Genomic DNA, 17082 nt, shown 5'->3' with positions numbered 1-17082 from the left:
CAATAAGAATAGGATTTATAATAACCTGCTTCTTCTTAATGAATAAAGCTTTTTAAATTTTTAAATTATCTTCCACAAAAAGTTATAATCAATAGCACCCTTGCTCATTTGCAAAAAGTCTTTCTGAAGATTGCTATGGTATTGTGGCTTAATATTTGTGATCCAAAGACTAACACCAAATAAATATCAATATGCCTTTTATTACAAAACAGGACAATGAAAATGTCCAGCTTTATTATGAAGATTTCGGATCAGGTCAGCCAATTATTTTAATTCACGGATGGCCACTTAGCGGCAAATCATGGGAAATGCAGATTCCCGTACTTCTCAATCTCGGATACCGTGTCATTACTTATGACAGAAAAGGTTTCGGAAAATCATCTCCTTCAGCAGACGGATACGATTATGACGGGCTTGCCAAAGACCTTCACGAAATTATTACCCAACTCAATCTTCAAAATGTTATCCTTTTCGGGTTCTCAATGGGTGGCGGTGAAGTCGTACGCTATCTTACCAATTACGGAACCCAGAATGTAGATAAAGTTGCTTTGATCTCATCCATTATTCCATTGGTGAAGCAGAAAGAAGATAATCCGGATGGCGTTCCCCAGGAAAAGCTTGATGAGATCATGCAGGCATTAAAAACAGACAGAATTACTTTTCTTGAATCCTTCCACAAAGACTTTTATAATGTCGGACTCCTTTCAAAAACTGTGAGCCAGAAACAATTGGATTACGACTGGGCCATTGCTTCATTTGCCAATCCTATCGCAACGATAAAATGTGCAGAAAGCTGGGCCAATACCGATTTCCGTCCGGAATTAAAGAATGTAACGGTGAAAACACTGATCGTACACGGAGACTCCGATAATATTGTACCTATTGACACAGCCGGAAAGCAGGCAGCGCAGGGAATCTTAAACAATGATTTTATGATCATTGAAGGAGCACCTCATGGACTGAATGTGACCCATGCTGAGGAACTGAACGGTATCATCAGCAGGTTCCTGACATCGCAATAACTTTCTTCAATATATACGTTTTGATTTCATCAATGAAAATCCGCAATACAACTTTGTACTGCGGATTTATTATATTATTTAAACTATTGAATTTTAAAACTGTTTAAACTAAATTCAAAATTAAACCACAAAAGCCACAAAAGATAATCTTAACGCAATGATTAGAATAATCATGGTTCTCAAAAGATAAAAATCAGAGATTTTTTAAAGCTAGTGTGATCTTTTTCATTTGTAGACATAAACTTAATAAAAGTTGAACTAACTTTCTAAATCTTTTGTGGTTAAATAGCAGAATTCCAATATAATCTAAAAGATATAATCCGTGCTCAGGAAATTAGAATCATGATCCCTTACGATCGTGTTCAGAAGATCCTTATTGGATTCCGTCACCTTCGCAGCCACGAGCGAGCGGATCGAGAACGAACGAAGCGCATCAAAAACCGATAACGTACCTTCCGCACTGTCTTTTCTTCCGGTAAATGGAAATACATCCGGACCTCTCTGTGCCTGGCAGTTGATGTTCACACGGCTCACAAGATTCACAAAAGGATCAATCAGCTTAGAAACTTCCAGCGGATCTTCACTGAAAATACTCACCTGCATCCCATGATCGGCATTTACCTGATATTCGATCGGTTCCTCAATATCTTCAAACGGAACTACTGGAATCACTGGACCAAACTGCTCTTCATGATACAGCTTCATATCGCTATTCACAGGATATACAACGGCCGGGAAGAAGAAAGATCCTTCGGTAAATCCTCCGTTTTCGTTCAGCACTGTTGCGCCTTTTGCTTTAGCATCTTCTAAACATTCCTTTAAGTAAGGAGGTTTGTTGACTTCCGGAAGCGGCGTGATCTTCACATCTTTTTCCCACGGAAGTCCGGGTTTCATAGCAGCAACGGCAGCCGTCAGCTTTTGGGTAAATTCTTCGGCCACTTCTTTCTGAACGAAGATCAGCTTCAGTGCCGTACAACGCTGACCGTTGAATGACAGGGATCCTAAAATACATTCGCTCACCGCCACATCGAGATTAGCATTTTTGGTAACAATCGCTGCATTTTTAGCATCAAGGCTTAAAATCGCACGTAAACGATTAACCTTAGGATGAAGCTTTTTCAAACCGTTGGCCACTTTACTGGAACCGATAAATGCCAGCACATTCACCTTTCCGCTTTCCATGATTGGGGTGATGATCTCGGATCCTTTACCGTATAAGGTATTCACTGTTCCTTTCGGGAAGGCTTCTTTAAATGCTTTTAACAATGGGTAATGGGCAAGAACACCATGTTTGGGAAGTTTAAAAAGAATGGTATTTCCCATAATGAGCGCCGGAATAAGCGTGGTAAATATTTCATTTAAAGGATAATTGAATGGGCCCATGCTGAGAACTACGCCCAATGGTGCCCTTCTGATCTGTGCAATGGTACCTTCCGCCTGCTGGAAACGGGATGACTCACGGTCGAGATCCTTCAGCGCATCAATCGTCTGGTTGATATAGTCTACGGTTCTGTCAAATTCTTTGGTAGAATCAGCGAGTGTTTTTCCGATCTCCCACATCAGCAGCCTGATAATCACATCGCGCTCCTTAATCATCAGGTAGACAAATTTCTGCATACATTTGATTCTTCCTTCCACAGACATGGTAGGCCACTCTCCCAGCCCGTTGTCATATGCTTTTACACAGGCATCGAGAACTTCCATCGCTTCTTTTGGGCCGATATTCGGGACGCTGCCCAGCAGTTTACGTTGCAGTCCGTTTTCTGTCGGAATGCATACGGGTGAGTAAATCTCCTGAACCTCACCGCTCCACACGACCAGTTCGCCGTTGAGAAGGTATTCGCGCTGATGGATTTCGGGAACTTTATATTCCTGGGGAATTTCATTTTCTGGTTTGAAGATTTCGTGAAATGATGGGTTGTTTACTGATTCCATAGATCTTTTTATTGTATTAATATTGTAGTGTTAGTATTTGAATAGAATAAAGGTAGACCTAAAATTTGATTTTAAAAAGAGCGGAGTAATAGATTTGTTCTATTTGGAATAAAAATTAATATATAGTTTTTGTTTTTATGGCAAAGCACAGCAAAGAATTTGTTAAATGGTAATATATATTTTACGTTCGCAAAGTTACTTCGGCAGGCTCAGCATGAGCTATCACTCAGCAACAGTATTATGTTATGTATTTGCGCAATCCTAATATTAAATTAGACCTGTCATTCTGACGAAGGAAGAATCTCAAATATCTTTCATATCATTTTCATGATCATGTCATAAGGACAAGATAACATAAAGATTAAAGCCGAGAACCGGCAAAAGTTTTCATCGGTAACAGATTATTTTTAAAGATATAAAGATGAATAAACTGGAAATCCGGCAAAACCGCAAAGAGAAAAATATTACCTATTGAATTTAAAAAACTAGTCCCACTTAGACTACTTTTTCTGTGACAAATGTAAACAAATTATCATTACTGCCAAATAATAATTATTTGTTTTTTAATATGTTAATTAATTTGAAACAGTAGATTCATTTAAAAATTGGGCGTTTAAGATGAAAAGAAACTGCCTTCGTTTTTACCCTAAAAAAAGAGAACCATATTGATTCTTAGATCATTGGTGCTAAACGTAGTCTAAGTGGGACTACTTTTTTACACAAAATGAAACTACAAATGATGACCCTTTCCCAGCTCCCTCATTTCCTGCGTTTTAGCGTAAGGATGCTGTGTCTGCAGGTATTTGTCATTGTTGTTTTCATCAGTTCTCAGACTCCTTTTTCCTACTCCGATTCAACACTTTTTATCTCTGAAGATTCTTATTTGTATGTTGAATCACCGGTTGATATCTCCCATGCAACATCTTTGTCAGGAAAAAATCAAGTATCATCAAAACAGCTTAATGCAAATAAGCGCAAAGTTTTCTTCAAGCTAAAATCGGCGTCCATTAGCAAAAATGATATTAACCAAATAAATCAAGCCTTCTTTACAATTCCAAAGAGCTCGCATTATATTGGAAACGCAAGTAACCCTCTATCAATAGCTATTCTAGGAAATTCCTCTCAGGTAAAACAACAGCAGAAAATGATGGATTCCGTTCTGAGAGTTTTCCTGGTCGAAAACCATGCTAAAAAGAAGCTTTTATATCCTCTTATTAACCATTTCAATATCTTAAAAATTATAACCAATCACTTCAGCCGACCTCCTCCCATACTTACTTTTTTATCAAACACAAGCGACACGAATTATTTAAGCACAAATGTGCACAAATATCTACGCACAAATAGCACAAATGCTTTTAATGCAGCAGGAAACTTCCCACTCCGTTTGTCATCCTGAAAGGATCTAAGCAAAGATTTTCACACAACATTTGTGAAATTAGTGTTCAATCCATTAGTGCCATTCGTGTTAAAGAACAGCTATCTAACTTAACTAATTAAACACTAATAAGCACAAATAGCTATGCACAAATAACACAATGCTTTAATACAACAAGACACTTCCCACTCCGTTTGTCATCCCGTAGGGATCTCAGCAAAGATTTTCATACAACATTTGTGAAATTAGTGCCTAACCATTAGTGCCATTCGTGTTAAAACAAAAAATATAACAACAACCTAAATACAAACAATGAAACATTTATTTACAACCGCCGCCGTGCTCTTCAGCATGACCGCGTTCGCACAAGTGGGGATTAACAACAATTCCCCAAAAGCAACCCTCGATATTACCGCCAAAACAAGCGGAACCAAACCCGAAGGACTCATTATCCCGCAATTATCCGGTGATAATATTCATACCGCAACAGCCGCCGCCGTCTATGGAGCAGCACAGAAAGGACTTATTGTTTATGCTTCTTCAGCCGACACTAATCCTACCGGGGCAACGGCTAATATTACTACTGCAGGATATTATTATTTTGATGGAACCAATTGGCAGAAAATGAGTGGTACCTCAGCAGGAGATACTACCAATGATGCCTGGATCAACGATACCACCAACAGTCTTGTAAAATTGGGAACAAAAGCTGACGGTACAGCCAGAGCAGCAGGGACAGACTTCGTAGCCAAAGATAATGGTCAGATCGGAATAGGAACTTCTACTCCAGATGCCAGTGCGGCGTTAGAAGTGGCTTCTACCAACAAAGGAATGTTAATTCCAAGAGTAGCGTTGACAGGTTCTACCGACCAAACCACGATACCTTCTCCTGCTACCGGATTAATGGCGTATAACACAGGGGCGGCAGGTTTAACTTTCAAAGGTTTCGTATTCTGGAATGGTACAGAATGGAGATCTGTGAATAATAACCCTACAATATCTCCTGCCATTGTATCTCTTAATTGTACCGATTCCTCTACTTTCCCGGCAACCTTTACTTCTGGCACTGCTTATAATGGCACACTCACCGTTCCTTATACCGGAGGTAATGGAGGAAGCTATACTTCTACATCATTCTCCCAAAACGGGCTGACGTTTACATTAAATCCAGGTACACTTAATTATGGGAATGGCTCAATATCCTATTCCATATCAGGAACACCCAACTTTACTTCTCCCAATACCATTTCAGTTCCGCTAAGTTTTTTGGGGCAAAACTGTAATGCTACTGTTGGAGAAAATGTAAGTGTAAATCCAATTCAATCCTTAAAAAAAGTAATCAGTCCAATTCCTACTACATCAGATGCTGCTGTTCAGAATGCTACTAAGACGACTTTTGGAAATCTGTCAGTAAGATTTGGGGGGCTTGTTGCTAATTATGGACTTACTGTTAATTCAGTTCAGCTAAGTCCTGCCATAACCACACAGATGAGTATTTGGGCGGAACGTACAGGAGGAGGTGCTGCTGGTACATCTACTCAGAACACATCTGTAACAGTAAACGCTAATAACTGGACAGGATGGGGATTGAGTTTTTACCCTCCAAATAAAGATATGGGAAGAATTTTAGTATCTCTTCACGCTACTGGAGAAATATATCGTATTAACATCCTTTGTAATGGTGATATGACCAGCCCTACCGTAGCAAGTAATATCACTTTTTTTATTGAGAAATTATAATAAACAACCATTTAAAAATCAACAACAATGTTAACAATCTTACACAAAATCAAAGCGTATCTCTACGATAACACCTTAACCAAAGACAATCCCAATGATTTCATTGCCCGTACGGCAAGCGAACGTTCCCTTTCTGTAAAACAGATCTGTGAAGCCGCCGCCAGCCGTGGTGGTGCAGATGTTTCCGCTTCGGCAATGGAACATGCGACCGAGCTCTTCCTTAAGGAAATGGCGTATCAGTTGTGCGATGGCTTTTCGGTAAACACCGGCTACTTTACTGCAAGCACCACCATTCGTGGGGTATTCGACAGTCCTTCAGAGACCTTTAATAAAGACAAGCACAGCATTATTTTCCAGTTCAACCAGGGAGAAAAGCTTAGGGCAGAGATTCCGAATATTGAAGTCAATATTTTGGGTGTAGCAGAATCTTCTGCAGTGATCTTACAGGTAACGGATGTGAAGAGTGGTTCAGTGAATGACCTTCTGACTCCGGGAAGAAACCTGAAGATTGTCGGAAGTAAAATCAAAGTTGCAGGCGAAGATTCTTCAGTGGGAGTCTATTTTGTAGACACAGCTACACAAGGAAGAACCAAAGTAGAGCAAAGTGATATCGTTACTAATAATCCTTCGGAACTTATTGTGGTGATTCCTGCATTAGCAGCGGGAACTTATAATCTTGAAGTGGTAACTCAATATAGTAGTGGAGCTTTATTAAAAGATCCAAGAGCCGCTACTCTCGATAAAATACTGACGGTGGCATAGCTTACAGCACTTGTTTTTCGAGAGACGATCATGTCGCCCGATGATAGCATCTCTCATCGGGCGTGATAAGAGGGTTATCTCGAGCGAGATAAGGTGTTCTCATCGGTCGATAAGAACACCTCTCGAAACCCGAAACCTTTTAACAGGGTAATTTTTTTTAGTATAATGGTACTCCGGCTTAGGGAATTTCCTGGCCGGAGTTTTTTGTGGCTTTGGTTCCGCTCGGCAAACTTTGAGTGGGAGTGTTTGAGTAAGGACTGGTGGCTTCGAGAACCTTAGCCACCATTGGGTTGGAGGGTTTGAGAGTTGTGGGGTCTAAGCGTTTATCATTCCAGCTTGTCATCCCGTAGGATCTAAGCACGAATCTTTCCATGCTAACTTTAAAAGCGATGCCGAGATTCCTACGGAAATCACAGATTCGACGTAGTCAATGACAAAAGTGTGTGGTAGTGTATGAGGGGTTGGAGAGTTTTAGAGTATGAGTGTTCTAGCGTATTAGGGTGTATGGATATTCTACGGAACGACGAAAAGTAGTCGAATGGCGGCGCCTGAGCGGAGTCGAAGGCCCGCATGTACTAGAAAGACTGGTGGCTTCGAGAACCTCTGCCACCACTCAACTGCAGCCACCACGTACCCCTAGTCATCCGGAAAGGATCTAAGCACAAATCTTTCCATCAATATTACAACGATGCCGAGATTCCTACCGGGATGACAAAAACCGTGGAATAATGTGAATACAGGACCCAAAACCCGACACTAGATCTCTAGACTTACAGTCTAAATATAACAGTTTCGATCCCCGTATTCTCACCATATAGCCGCTAATATACTTCATCAAATTATCGATTCCTCTTTCTCGTCATCACAATGACGCCATTTTTCCCTTTATCGCCGTACTTTTCAGTGGCAGCCTCTCCTTTAAGAACCTGAACACTTTTTATTAGATGTGAATCAATTTTTTTAAGTTGTTCTTCACTGATTATTTTCCCATCCATTACATACAGAGGCGGTTGCTCCTTAGCATTTGTGCATGCATCCCTCCTAAAACCATATTCTGCCTTCTTACACTGTCCTGCACGGCAGGTGAAACCACTTTTCCTTTGAGTCTGGGCTGTTTGAGGGTATCCGGCTTCGGTTCACACTGCTGTGCCTGAGCGGAAACGAACCCTCCCGCTGTTACGATAAAGCCAATAGCAAACTTCGTAAGCAGGGAATTAATGTAAGAAAAGCTCAGATCACGATTAAGCTGCGATGCTTTAAAATGCCCACATACATTCTCAGGATTTCCCGAAAAGGCCTCAACAATTTCTTCATCCGAAGAACCGCTAAAATCTCTCACTGTTTTGGTGCATACGGAACAGAATCTTCCCTGCTCATCCGGCGACATGGCATCCCAGTTTTCATGACAGGGTGTTGGTATGATTAGTTTCATAATATCTCTTTTCTTATAAAGATGCAGTTTTGACAGTAAGGGTTGGAAATGATGAAATTTATTTTCTAATAATTCTTCCGTACGAGTATAAAAACTCAGCAGTGTGTTGGGCAACATTGTTCCTTTCCCGCTGGATATGCTTGTGTACACCTTATCGTATTCCATATAGGAATTCTGCATTTAGTTTAAAACATTTTGTGGGAAATAAAATACAATTGTATGAAGTTCCCCACAACTTGCTGGAGACTTCCTGCAATTGCAGGAGGTTTGTTAAGGTTGTTTGTAAGGTTCTGCGGGTGCGATAATCTAGACTGAGATGTTCTTAAAATTTAAAATTTGTAGGATTATTTATAATTATAATTAAGTTGCTTTTTTTATATTTGATAATCACAATGAAAATCAAAGCTATTAATAAATTTAGATTTTAGTTGTGATATTATAAAAACAATAACCATCAATGTTCGGTATAGATTTATTATTTTTTATTTGTGCAATTATTTTATTAATTGAAATATACAATGAAACTTTCCTAATGAATTATGGGAGTTTTGGGGAGCGAATTAGACATTTATTCAGTTTGAAAATGATATTCAAAATTGTTAAGCTGACAGCATTCTTATTCTTAATATATATTATCATTTGCAAGCTATTCAATTTTCCAGAATTAAATCATGAATATTTTAAAGAAAATATATTTAAAATTAAAACTGAAAAAATCCATATTTATCTTCTTCCTGTAATAATTTATAGTTTTTTTATAATTCTTTCAAACTCAATCAATATTTTAGATCAATTTTCATTTGATAAATTTAATAAAAGTAGAGTTATTCAACTAGTATCATTTTTATCATTCATTATTTACAGAATTATTGCTTTTTGTTACACTTATCTACTTTTTGCGGTAATTTTTTATCTTTTTATAAAATTAGATACTAACTTTTCAGATAGAAACTTGCGAGTTTTTGATTGGTATTACCTTTCTGAAAATCTAAATCACAACTATAATTCAGGTGTATATTTCTCTTTAATACTAACTCTTGTGGTATTTTTTCTTTTCAATAATGCTTTTTTAAAAATTAATAGCAATTTTTTTAATTATCGTACAATCGAAATTTCATTTTTTGCATATTTTTTTATTACTATAATTATTTGCATAGGAGTATTTTTTGGTTTTTTTTCAATATTTAATGCTATTTATAATATCCGTGTTACATCTTTAACCGCATGGTTTAATAAGGAGAATGTTATAGGATTATTACCAATTAGGTTAGCTTCAATATCTATATTATATAATCTCTTTAAATACATTTATAATGAAACATTAGAAAGGAAATTAATACTATTTTTAGTCTTAGCTCTTTTTCCAATAAGACATATAGAAAATTATCATTTATCAATTAAAATTGAAAATAGAGAAACTTTGTACTTTTCTCAAGTAGCATTTTATATATTAAATATTGCAATTGCAGAATATTTCGTAATAATTGAATTTAAAGCTGTCTATCTAAGCTTACTTAACTTTGCAATATTATTTATTCAAGATGACTTTAATATCATTAATGAGTACTCTAGAGGAATGCAATCAGTCCTTCCAAATCATTTCAAGAGAATACATTTATTTAATGTCATTATGTTAATTAGCTCTACTTTGGCACTCATAGTTACTGAAAGCTATAGTATTTTAATAACTTACTTAATTTTGACTACTATATTGATTTATTTATATTTGTTTAATTATTCTTTTATTAATAGTGCTGAATATAAATTTTAACACTCTGACCAACCAGCCATTAGTAGCTTCAGCATCCGTACATTTAATTAATTTCGATCTAAACAAAATGTTCAGCATCAATTGAGACTATAGCAAAAAGAAATGATCGAGTAGCTTGAGAAACGTATATAAGATAAATAATTTGAAAACTGCCTTGCAGTAGGTTTTACTATTTAAAAAAATTCCACAGGCAACCATCTTCCGTTTTAGCCGTCCTTACTATAGAAAGAGTTATTACCTACTTAACAGTAAATATTGAGTATGAAAAAAGCAATCTATATGTTAGGGTTCTTCGTGAGTTGCAATCTGTTTTTTGCACAAAGGGATCATATTGCATTTTATGCAGGATTAGAATTACAACCGGCGTTAAACGGATACGCACCTGCCTTCCAAATGAATGGCAGGTTGTATGTGAACGACCGTATTTCATTGGGTGGCGCACTGGCCTATACCCAGCAGAATCATTCAGATAATTTCGGGTATCTGGCTGATCGAACGAGATCTTATCATACGACATTCAACCTACTTGCCCAAAACGATCTTATACAAAAGGAAAAATTCTCATTAGGCATTTATATTTCTACAGGGATGTATTTTTTGAGCCTGGTGAATCCTGATGAGACGTACACCCAAACTACGTACAATCAAGTTGAGGACGTATGGTTTGTTCATCAACAGGAAGTACCGAGAAGATTAAGCCGTAACCTGTTTTACAATATACAACCCGGCCTCGACCTTTCCTATAAACTGGGAACTATCACCAAAGAAAAAGTAGGAATCTACCTTACTTCACGGGTCGGTTATCAGTTTGTACTGGGAAATGGAGATATTACCAATGGAACGCAACTGACCAAACCTGTTGTGTCTTTGGGCATCACTTTCAACGGACCTAAATAAAACCATGATTAAGGATTTGTGAGATCGTAAACAATAAAACCTGCCCGATGGCAGGTTTTGGTTCTTTTGACGGCAAAACGGCACGCCCATGCTTGACTGGCATTGTCGGGATATTCTGCATAAGCATACCAAGTGCGAGAATTCCCCTCCTTTGGAGGGGTGGCAAAAATTCAAAGAATTTTTGACGGGGTGGTCTTATACTTTTCTACTTTCCCAAAAAAACTTAAATTAGTTCAAATTTAAACACAAATGTTGGAAAAACAGATACTCACTCAAATAGACGGTGTCATTATTTACCGCAATTTTGTCGAGAATCTACCTTACAATTCCCATCTTAAGCCCTTAATAAAAGAAAAGAGAAAATTAGGTATTTTATCAGAAGTCTTGTTTTGGAAACAGGTCCGAAACAAAAACTTTCACAATATTGATTTTGACAGACAAAGAATTATTGGTAATTATATTGTTGATTTTTATGTAAAAACATTAGGCCTGGTGGTTGAAATTGATGGTATAAGTCATGATTTTAAGCAGGACTATGATTTGGAGAGGACAAAGTTTTTGGAAAGTCTAGGTCTGAAAATTTTTAGAATTACCGATTTTGATGTGAAGCAAAATCTCTCAGTAGCAATGAATGATCTTGAGAACTTTATTATTGAACATTATAGTTCATAGTAATTAGTTTCCTTTTGGAAGGGGTGATCTGATAAAACCTGTATAATGCTTTATAACCACCCCGTCAAAATTTTTCAAATTTTGCCACCCCTCCAGAGGAGGGGAATTTTATTAAAACAAACTTTCATCCACAAAATTAGGGAGTGTCACTTTCAGTTTTGGTTCGGCTTCCATGGCTCTTTTGATGGCGAAAACCGCGCCTTCATTTCTGGCCCAGCTGCGTCGGGAAATTCCATTGTTCACATCCCAGAAGAGCATGCTTTTTAATCTTCGGTCGGCATCATCGCTGCCATCCAACAACATTCCGAAACCTCCGTTGATCACTTCGCCCCAGCCTACACCTCCACCATTGTGGATGCTGACCCAGGTTGCTCCACGGAAACTGTCGCCGATCACATTATGGATCGCCATGTCTGCGGTAAATCTTGAACCGTCATAGATATTGGAAGTCTCGCGGTACGGCGAATCGGTTCCCGAAACATCGTGATGATCACGTCCCAGCACGACAGGTCCTATCTCCCCGTTCCGGATGGCCTTGTTGAATGCTTCAGCGATTTTCATCCTTCCTTCGGCGTCAGCATATAAAATTCTCGCCTGTGAACCGACTACCAGTTTATTTTCCTGTGCCCCTTTGATCCACTGGATGTTATCTTTCATCTGCTGCTGAATCTCTTCAGGAGAATTCTGCTGAATCTCTTCCAATACCGCACAGGCAATATCATCGGTTTTCTGCAGATCTTCCGGTTTTCCGCTGGTGCATACCCAACGGAACGGTCCGAAACCATAATCGAAACACATCGGCCCCATGATATCCTGAACGTATGAAGGGAATTTAAATTCTCTTCCCAGTGTTGGGTTTTCAGCCATGACATCAGCTCCGGCTCTGGAGGCTTCCAATAAGAAAGCATTTCCGTAATCAAAGAAGTAGGTTCCTTTGGCTGTATGCTTATTGATTGCTTCGGCATGTCTTCTCAAGCTTTCCTGTACTTTATCTTTAAACTGTTCAGGGGCTTCTGCCATCATACGGTTGGATTCCTCAAAGCTTTGTCCGACCGGATAATAGCCCCCCGCCCATGGATTATGAAGGGAAGTCTGATCGGAACCGATATCGATCCTTAAATTTTCCTGATCGAATTTTTCCCAAACCTCAACAATATTTCCCAGGTAAGCTAAAGAAACGGTTTCTTTATTTTCCTGTGCTTTCTTTACTCTTTTTACCAGTTCATCAAGACTTTCGTGAATTTCATTTACCCATTTCTGGTCGTGACGGATCTTGGTAATCTTTGGGTTGACTTCTGCACAAACCGTCACACAACCTGCGATATTTCCTGCTTTAGGCTGAGCACCACTCATTCCGCCTAATCCTGAAGTCACGAACAATCCGCCTTTTGGTTCTTTATTGATCTTTCTGAAAGCATTCAGCACCGTGATCGTCGTTCCGTGAACGATTCCCTGCGGACCGATGTACATGTAACTTCCCGCGGTCATCTGTCCGTACTGTGTTACGCCCAATGCATTAAATTTTTCCCAGTCATCCGGCTTGGAATAGTTGGGGATCATCATCCCGTTGGTTACCACTACTCTCGGTGCATCTTTATGCGAAGGGAATAATCCCATCGGATGTCCCGAATACATGACCAGTGTCTGTTCATCGGTCATTTCGGAAAGATATTTCATTGTCAGCAGGTACTGTGCCCAGTTACTGAAAACAGCGCCGTTTCCTCCATAAGTGATAAGCTCATGAGGATGCTGGGCTACGGCATAATCGAGGTTGTTCTGGATCATCAGCATGATGGCTTTAGCCTGCTCCGATTTTCCGGGATATTCTGAGATGGGTCTTGCCTTCATCTCGTAATCCGGACGAAAACGGTACATATAGATTCTCCCGTATTTTTCAAGCTCTTCTCTGAATTCAGGCAATAATTCTGCATGAAACTGAGGTTCGAAATAACGCAAAGCATTCTTTAAGGCAAGCCTTTTCTCTTCTTCCCCTAAAATCTCTTTTCGTTTCGGAGCGTGATTGATATTGGTCTCGTAAGGTTTCGGCTGTGGTAACGTGGTGGGAATACCCTGCTGTATCTGTTCCTGGAAAGTCATATTACAGTTTAAAGTTCTATGTTTAATGTTTACAGTTGATCGAAAATTCGAAGTTTTAAAGATATTCAAATTCAAAAATTCCTGCAACTAATGTGTGAAAATTCACAGATCGGTAAATTTTCAGAATAAAAAAAACCTTACCGGTTAAGGTAAGGCTATCTTATCAAGTCGTCGTTCTGCTCTTCGTGGTCATCATCATTGTCACTTAGTCCCCAATAGCTGTTTTCTTCATCTTCTCCGATATCATCGGTTCCTGCTTCTTTATCAACTCCGGGAATATCGAGCCCCTTGTCTAAGGTATCATCGTCGGTATTCTCGTTAAAAATTGGCTTCCCATCTCCGTCCAAAGAAATATGCTCTTCCTGGCTAAATATATCTTCACTGGGCTGATAATCTCTCTGTTCCAGTCTTCTTTCCTGTTCCTGCTCGCTGTTTTCGGGTATCATATAATAATTATTTAGTGTTGATTTACAGTAAACAAAAATAATTCCAAGTTTTTACGAATTGTCAGAATATACTTCAGGATTTGCGCAAGCCGGCATCCTCACTCCTTTTGAGAAAGCAATAAGATTTTCCGCAGCGATTTTTGCCATTCCGTTTCTGGCTTCTACTGTTGCCGAACCGATATGCGGAAGAACACAGACATTTGAGAGTTCTAAGATAGGATCATCTTTATAAATCGGCTCAGGATTGGTTACATCCAGTCCGGCACCCCAGATCTTATGCTCAGCAAGTGCATCGTACAGATCTTTCTGATTATGAAAACCTCCCCTCGCCGTATTGATAAATATTGCATTTTCTTTCATCTTTTCAAAAACAGAAGCATTAAAAAATTCTTTCTGTTCGGGCTTGTAATTTGCATGAATACTCAAAACATCGGACATTGAAATTAATTCGTCAAAAGAAACATATTTTGCTCCCAACTCTTTTTCAGCTTCCTCGTTTCGGTGACGATTGTGATAGATAATCTCCATATCAAAAGCCGCCTTTGATTTCTTCGCCATTTCAAAACCTATTCTTCCAAGCCCGAAAATTCCTAATGTCTTTCCGTAAAGTTCCTGCCCTAACGCATGAAGCGGATCAAAATCTCCCCAGTTACCCGATTTTACTTTCTCAAAATTGTAGCTGGCTCTTCTTGCAACCGACTGCATCAGCAGAAAAGCAACATCCGAAGTAGCTTTGCTGAGGACATCCGGCGTATTCCCCACCGGAATTTTTCTACTATTGGCTTCCTGAATATCCACATGATCAAAGCCTACGGAATACAAAGCAATGGCTTTAACATCCGGGCATTCATTAAAGAAATCTTTATCATATTTAAACTCCGTTCCTACACTCAAAATCATGTCGTGACTTTTGCAGTAGCTAATCCATTCTTCGCGAGACAAATTATCATGATCCGGGATAAAAACTTCCAGACCGCATTCTTTCAGCATATTGATTCCTATTTCCGGAATTCTTTTATTGATAAATACTTTCATTGTTTAATTATTTGAAATTTTTGGATGCTTATATTTCATCAAAAAGCAAACCACCAAAGAAAAAGCCTCACCAATGCATGATGAGACTTTATTTCTATGCTAAAACGAAAAGAGTTATAAATTCGTATTTCCAAGCATCGGCACAAATTTATAGGCCCCGAATTCTTCCTTTTCAAATTCAGTCGGAGATACTTTTGTGAATCTGTATAAAACCTGTTCATCCGTAGGACCCAAAGGAATCACCATTTTCCCGCCTACTTTCAGCTGCTTTAGTAATTCTGTCGGCAAAACCGAAGCACCACAAGTCACAATAATCTTATCAAAAGGCGCAAAGGTAGGAAGTCCTGCGAAACCATCCCCAAAACTCTGAAATTTCGGATAAAGCCCCATTTCACGAAATTTCTTTTTAGAAAAATCGAAAAGATCTTTTTGTCTCTCTACCGTATATACCAACGCTTTCATGGCAAGTAAAACGGCCGTCTGATATCCACAGCCGGTACCAATTTCCAGCACTTTTTCGCCTTCTTTTATCTGTAGCAGCTCAGACTGTTCTGCCACTGTGGAAGGATGGGAAATCGTCTGATGAGCGAGAATAGGAAAAGCTCTATCTTCATAAGCAAAATCCTCAAAAATGCTTTCTATAAAAAGATGTCTCGGAACTTCATTCATTGCCGAAAGTACATTTTCATCTGATATTCCGATCCTGTTCCTGAGATAATCAACCAAAATCTTTCTTTTTCCTTTGTGTACAAACGAGTCTTGCGCCATTTAAATTCAGTTTAAAATTTCAGGTAGTAATTTTTTACAAAAGTAAAAAAACATTCAGTATTTATCAACCTAAAACCTATCATCTGTCAACCGTTCTTTAAAATTCTTATCTTTACCGAAATTTAATACAGCTATGTTAAAAGCAGGTTTGGTAGGCGCCGGACATTTGGGGAAAATACACTTAAGACTCCTTAATCAGTCAGATCAATATGAATTTGTTGGTTTTCACGATAAAGACATTGAAAACGGCAGGAAACTGGAAGCGGAATTCGGATACAAATATTTTGAAAATTTTGATGAATTGCTTGAACAGATCGATATGCTCGATATTGTAACGCCGACGGTTTATCATTACGATTATGCTTTAAAAGCGATAGATAAAGGGCTTCATTTTTTCATTGAAAAGCCAGTAACACAAACGCTTGAACAGGCTGAAGAGATTCTCAGACAATGCCTTGAAAAAGGAATTAAAGCACAGGTGGGACACGTAGAAAGGTACAATCCCGCTTTTATCGCTACGAAAGAATATATTAAGAACCCCATGTTCATTGAGATCCACAGACTTGCTGAATTTAATCCGCGGGGAACAGATGTTTCTGTTGTGCTGGATTTAATGATTCATGATCTTGATATTTTGCTGAGTATTGTGAAATCTAAAGTGAAAAACATCCATGCCAGCGGTGTCTGCGTAGTGAGTAAAACCCCGGATATTGCCAATGCAAGAATCGAATTTGAAAACGGATGTGTGGCCAATCTTACCACTTCAAGAATCTCTATGAAAGCGATGAGAAAAAGCCGTTTTTTCCAGAAGGATGCGTACATTTCTGTTGATTTCCTGGAGAAAAAAGCTGAAGTTATCCGAATGAAAGATGCTCCGGAAACGCCGACTCCGTTTGATATGATTATTGAGAATGCGGAAGGCGAAAAGAATCAGATTTTGTTTGAATACCCTGACATTCAACCTAATAATGCAATTCTGGACGAACTGAATTCTTTTGCAAATTCTATTACTGAAAATAAAAACGTTGAAGTTTCCATCGAAGACGGAACGGAAGCCCTCAAGGTTGCTTTACGGATCATGGAGCTTATTTCCTGATTTTTAAACATTAAAATAAAATTACCGGCTG

At 38.6% G+C, this 17082-nt stretch carries 14 protein-coding genes; 8 read left to right on the top strand and 6 right to left on the bottom strand.

Annotated elements, in window-relative coordinates:
- Positions 1 to 191 precede the first annotated feature (191 nt).
- Positions 192 to 1022: an alpha/beta fold hydrolase gene (locus tag AC3WV0_RS00350; RefSeq protein ID WP_488842944.1), complete on the top strand. Its 831-nt coding sequence runs from the start codon at positions 192 to 194 to the stop codon at positions 1020 to 1022.
- Positions 1023 to 1328: 306 nt separating this feature from the next.
- Here AC3WV0_RS00350 and AC3WV0_RS00345 read toward each other — a convergent pair whose 3' ends face one another.
- Positions 1329 to 2957, bottom strand: a complete 1629-nt coding sequence (locus tag AC3WV0_RS00345; protein ID WP_488842942.1) for an NADP-dependent glyceraldehyde-3-phosphate dehydrogenase — start codon at positions 2955 to 2957, stop codon at positions 1329 to 1331.
- A gap of 724 nt (positions 2958 to 3681) precedes the next feature.
- Between AC3WV0_RS00345 and AC3WV0_RS00340 the strand changes: the two genes are divergently transcribed.
- From AC3WV0_RS00340 to AC3WV0_RS00330, 3 genes are all read left to right on the top strand, one after another.
- Entirely contained in the window at positions 3682 to 4356 is a 675-nt protein-coding gene (locus AC3WV0_RS00340) for a hypothetical protein (protein ID WP_488842941.1), read from the top strand.
- 291 nt (positions 4357 to 4647) lie between these two features.
- Positions 4648 to 6075, top strand: coding sequence for a hypothetical protein (locus tag AC3WV0_RS00335; protein ID WP_488842939.1), 1428 nt, complete (start codon positions 4648 to 4650; stop codon positions 6073 to 6075).
- A 27-nt stretch (positions 6076 to 6102) separates the two neighbouring features.
- On the top strand, positions 6103 to 6837 hold the full coding sequence (locus AC3WV0_RS00330; protein ID WP_488842937.1) for a DNA-binding domain-containing protein: 735 nt from the start codon (positions 6103 to 6105) through the stop codon (positions 6835 to 6837).
- Positions 6838 to 7831: 994 nt separating this feature from the next.
- Here AC3WV0_RS00330 and AC3WV0_RS00325 read toward each other — a convergent pair.
- The gene (locus AC3WV0_RS00325) at positions 7832 to 8449 is read right to left on the bottom strand and encodes a hypothetical protein (protein ID WP_488842935.1); all 618 of its coding nucleotides are present in this window, start codon (positions 8447 to 8449) and stop codon (positions 7832 to 7834) included.
- 277 nt (positions 8450 to 8726) lie between these two features.
- Here AC3WV0_RS00325 and AC3WV0_RS00320 point away from each other — a divergent pair, with 277 nt between their 5' ends.
- The 3 genes from AC3WV0_RS00320 (at position 8727) to AC3WV0_RS00310 (ending at position 11609) form a co-directional block, all read left to right on the top strand.
- Positions 8727 to 10040, top strand: coding sequence for a hypothetical protein (locus tag AC3WV0_RS00320; RefSeq protein WP_488842934.1), 1314 nt, complete (start codon positions 8727 to 8729; stop codon positions 10038 to 10040).
- A 261-nt stretch (positions 10041 to 10301) separates the two neighbouring features.
- The gene (locus tag AC3WV0_RS00315; protein WP_488842932.1) at positions 10302 to 10937 is read left to right on the top strand and encodes a hypothetical protein; all 636 of its coding nucleotides are present in this window, start codon (positions 10302 to 10304) and stop codon (positions 10935 to 10937) included.
- 249 nt (positions 10938 to 11186) lie between these two features.
- Positions 11187 to 11609 (top strand): endonuclease domain-containing protein, encoded by a 423-nt coding sequence (locus AC3WV0_RS00310; protein WP_488842930.1) that lies wholly within the window; start codon positions 11187 to 11189, stop codon positions 11607 to 11609.
- Positions 11610 to 11720: 111 nt separating this feature from the next.
- On the opposite strand, the gene hutU is transcribed toward AC3WV0_RS00310, so the two are convergent.
- The 4 genes from hutU to AC3WV0_RS00290 all read right to left on the bottom strand — a co-directional run bounded on the left by hutU (position 11721) and on the right by AC3WV0_RS00290 (position 15955).
- Entirely contained in the window at positions 11721 to 13706 is a 1986-nt protein-coding gene (hutU, locus tag AC3WV0_RS00305) for a urocanate hydratase (RefSeq protein WP_488842928.1), read from the bottom strand.
- Positions 13707 to 13861: 155 nt separating this feature from the next.
- Positions 13862 to 14152: a hypothetical protein gene (locus tag AC3WV0_RS00300; RefSeq protein ID WP_488842927.1), complete on the bottom strand. Its 291-nt coding sequence runs from the start codon at positions 14150 to 14152 to the stop codon at positions 13862 to 13864.
- 51 nt (positions 14153 to 14203) lie between these two features.
- Positions 14204 to 15187, bottom strand: a complete 984-nt coding sequence (locus AC3WV0_RS00295; RefSeq protein WP_488842925.1) for a 2-hydroxyacid dehydrogenase — start codon at positions 15185 to 15187, stop codon at positions 14204 to 14206.
- 114 nt (positions 15188 to 15301) lie between these two features.
- Entirely contained in the window at positions 15302 to 15955 is a 654-nt protein-coding gene (locus tag AC3WV0_RS00290) for a protein-L-isoaspartate(D-aspartate) O-methyltransferase (RefSeq protein WP_488842923.1), read from the bottom strand.
- A 133-nt stretch (positions 15956 to 16088) separates the two neighbouring features.
- On the opposite strand from AC3WV0_RS00290, the gene AC3WV0_RS00285 reads away from it, so the two are divergent.
- Positions 16089 to 17051 carry a Gfo/Idh/MocA family protein gene (locus AC3WV0_RS00285; RefSeq protein ID WP_089999302.1) on the top strand — a complete coding sequence of 321 codons (963 nt, stop codon included), beginning with the start codon at positions 16089 to 16091 and terminating at the stop codon, positions 17049 to 17051.
- Positions 17052 to 17082 lie beyond the last annotated feature (31 nt).

It is taken from the genome of Chryseobacterium sp. 27AL, from assembly GCF_057815395.1.
Note: the sequence above shows the minus strand (reverse complement) of the source record. Positions and strands in the feature narration are given on the sequence as shown.

Excerpts from the sequence above, each read along its gene's own strand:
- AC3WV0_RS00350 (WP_488842944.1), top strand. The coding sequence starts at position 192 with ATGCCTTTTATTACAAAACAGGACAATGAAAATGTCCAGCTTTATTAT.
- AC3WV0_RS00345 (WP_488842942.1), bottom strand. The coding sequence starts at position 2,957 with ATGGAATCAGTAAACAACCCATCATTTCACGAAATCTTCAAACCAGAA.
- AC3WV0_RS00340 (WP_488842941.1), top strand. The coding sequence starts at position 3,682 with ATGAAACTACAAATGATGACCCTTTCCCAGCTCCCTCATTTCCTGCGT.
- AC3WV0_RS00335 (WP_488842939.1), top strand. The coding sequence starts at position 4,648 with ATGAAACATTTATTTACAACCGCCGCCGTGCTCTTCAGCATGACCGCG.
- AC3WV0_RS00330 (WP_488842937.1), top strand. The coding sequence starts at position 6,103 with ATGTTAACAATCTTACACAAAATCAAAGCGTATCTCTACGATAACACC.
- AC3WV0_RS00325 (WP_488842935.1), bottom strand. The coding sequence starts at position 8,449 with ATGCAGAATTCCTATATGGAATACGATAAGGTGTACACAAGCATATCC.
- AC3WV0_RS00320 (WP_488842934.1), top strand. The coding sequence starts at position 8,727 with ATGTTCGGTATAGATTTATTATTTTTTATTTGTGCAATTATTTTATTA.
- AC3WV0_RS00315 (WP_488842932.1), top strand. The coding sequence starts at position 10,302 with ATGAAAAAAGCAATCTATATGTTAGGGTTCTTCGTGAGTTGCAATCTG.
- AC3WV0_RS00310 (WP_488842930.1), top strand. The coding sequence starts at position 11,187 with ATGTTGGAAAAACAGATACTCACTCAAATAGACGGTGTCATTATTTAC.
- hutU (WP_488842928.1), bottom strand. The coding sequence starts at position 13,706 with ATGACTTTCCAGGAACAGATACAGCAGGGTATTCCCACCACGTTACCA.
- AC3WV0_RS00300 (WP_488842927.1), bottom strand. The coding sequence starts at position 14,152 with ATGATACCCGAAAACAGCGAGCAGGAACAGGAAAGAAGACTGGAACAG.
- AC3WV0_RS00295 (WP_488842925.1), bottom strand. The coding sequence starts at position 15,187 with ATGAAAGTATTTATCAATAAAAGAATTCCGGAAATAGGAATCAATATG.
- AC3WV0_RS00290 (WP_488842923.1), bottom strand. The coding sequence starts at position 15,955 with ATGGCGCAAGACTCGTTTGTACACAAAGGAAAAAGAAAGATTTTGGTT.
- AC3WV0_RS00285 (WP_089999302.1), top strand. The coding sequence starts at position 16,089 with ATGTTAAAAGCAGGTTTGGTAGGCGCCGGACATTTGGGGAAAATACAC.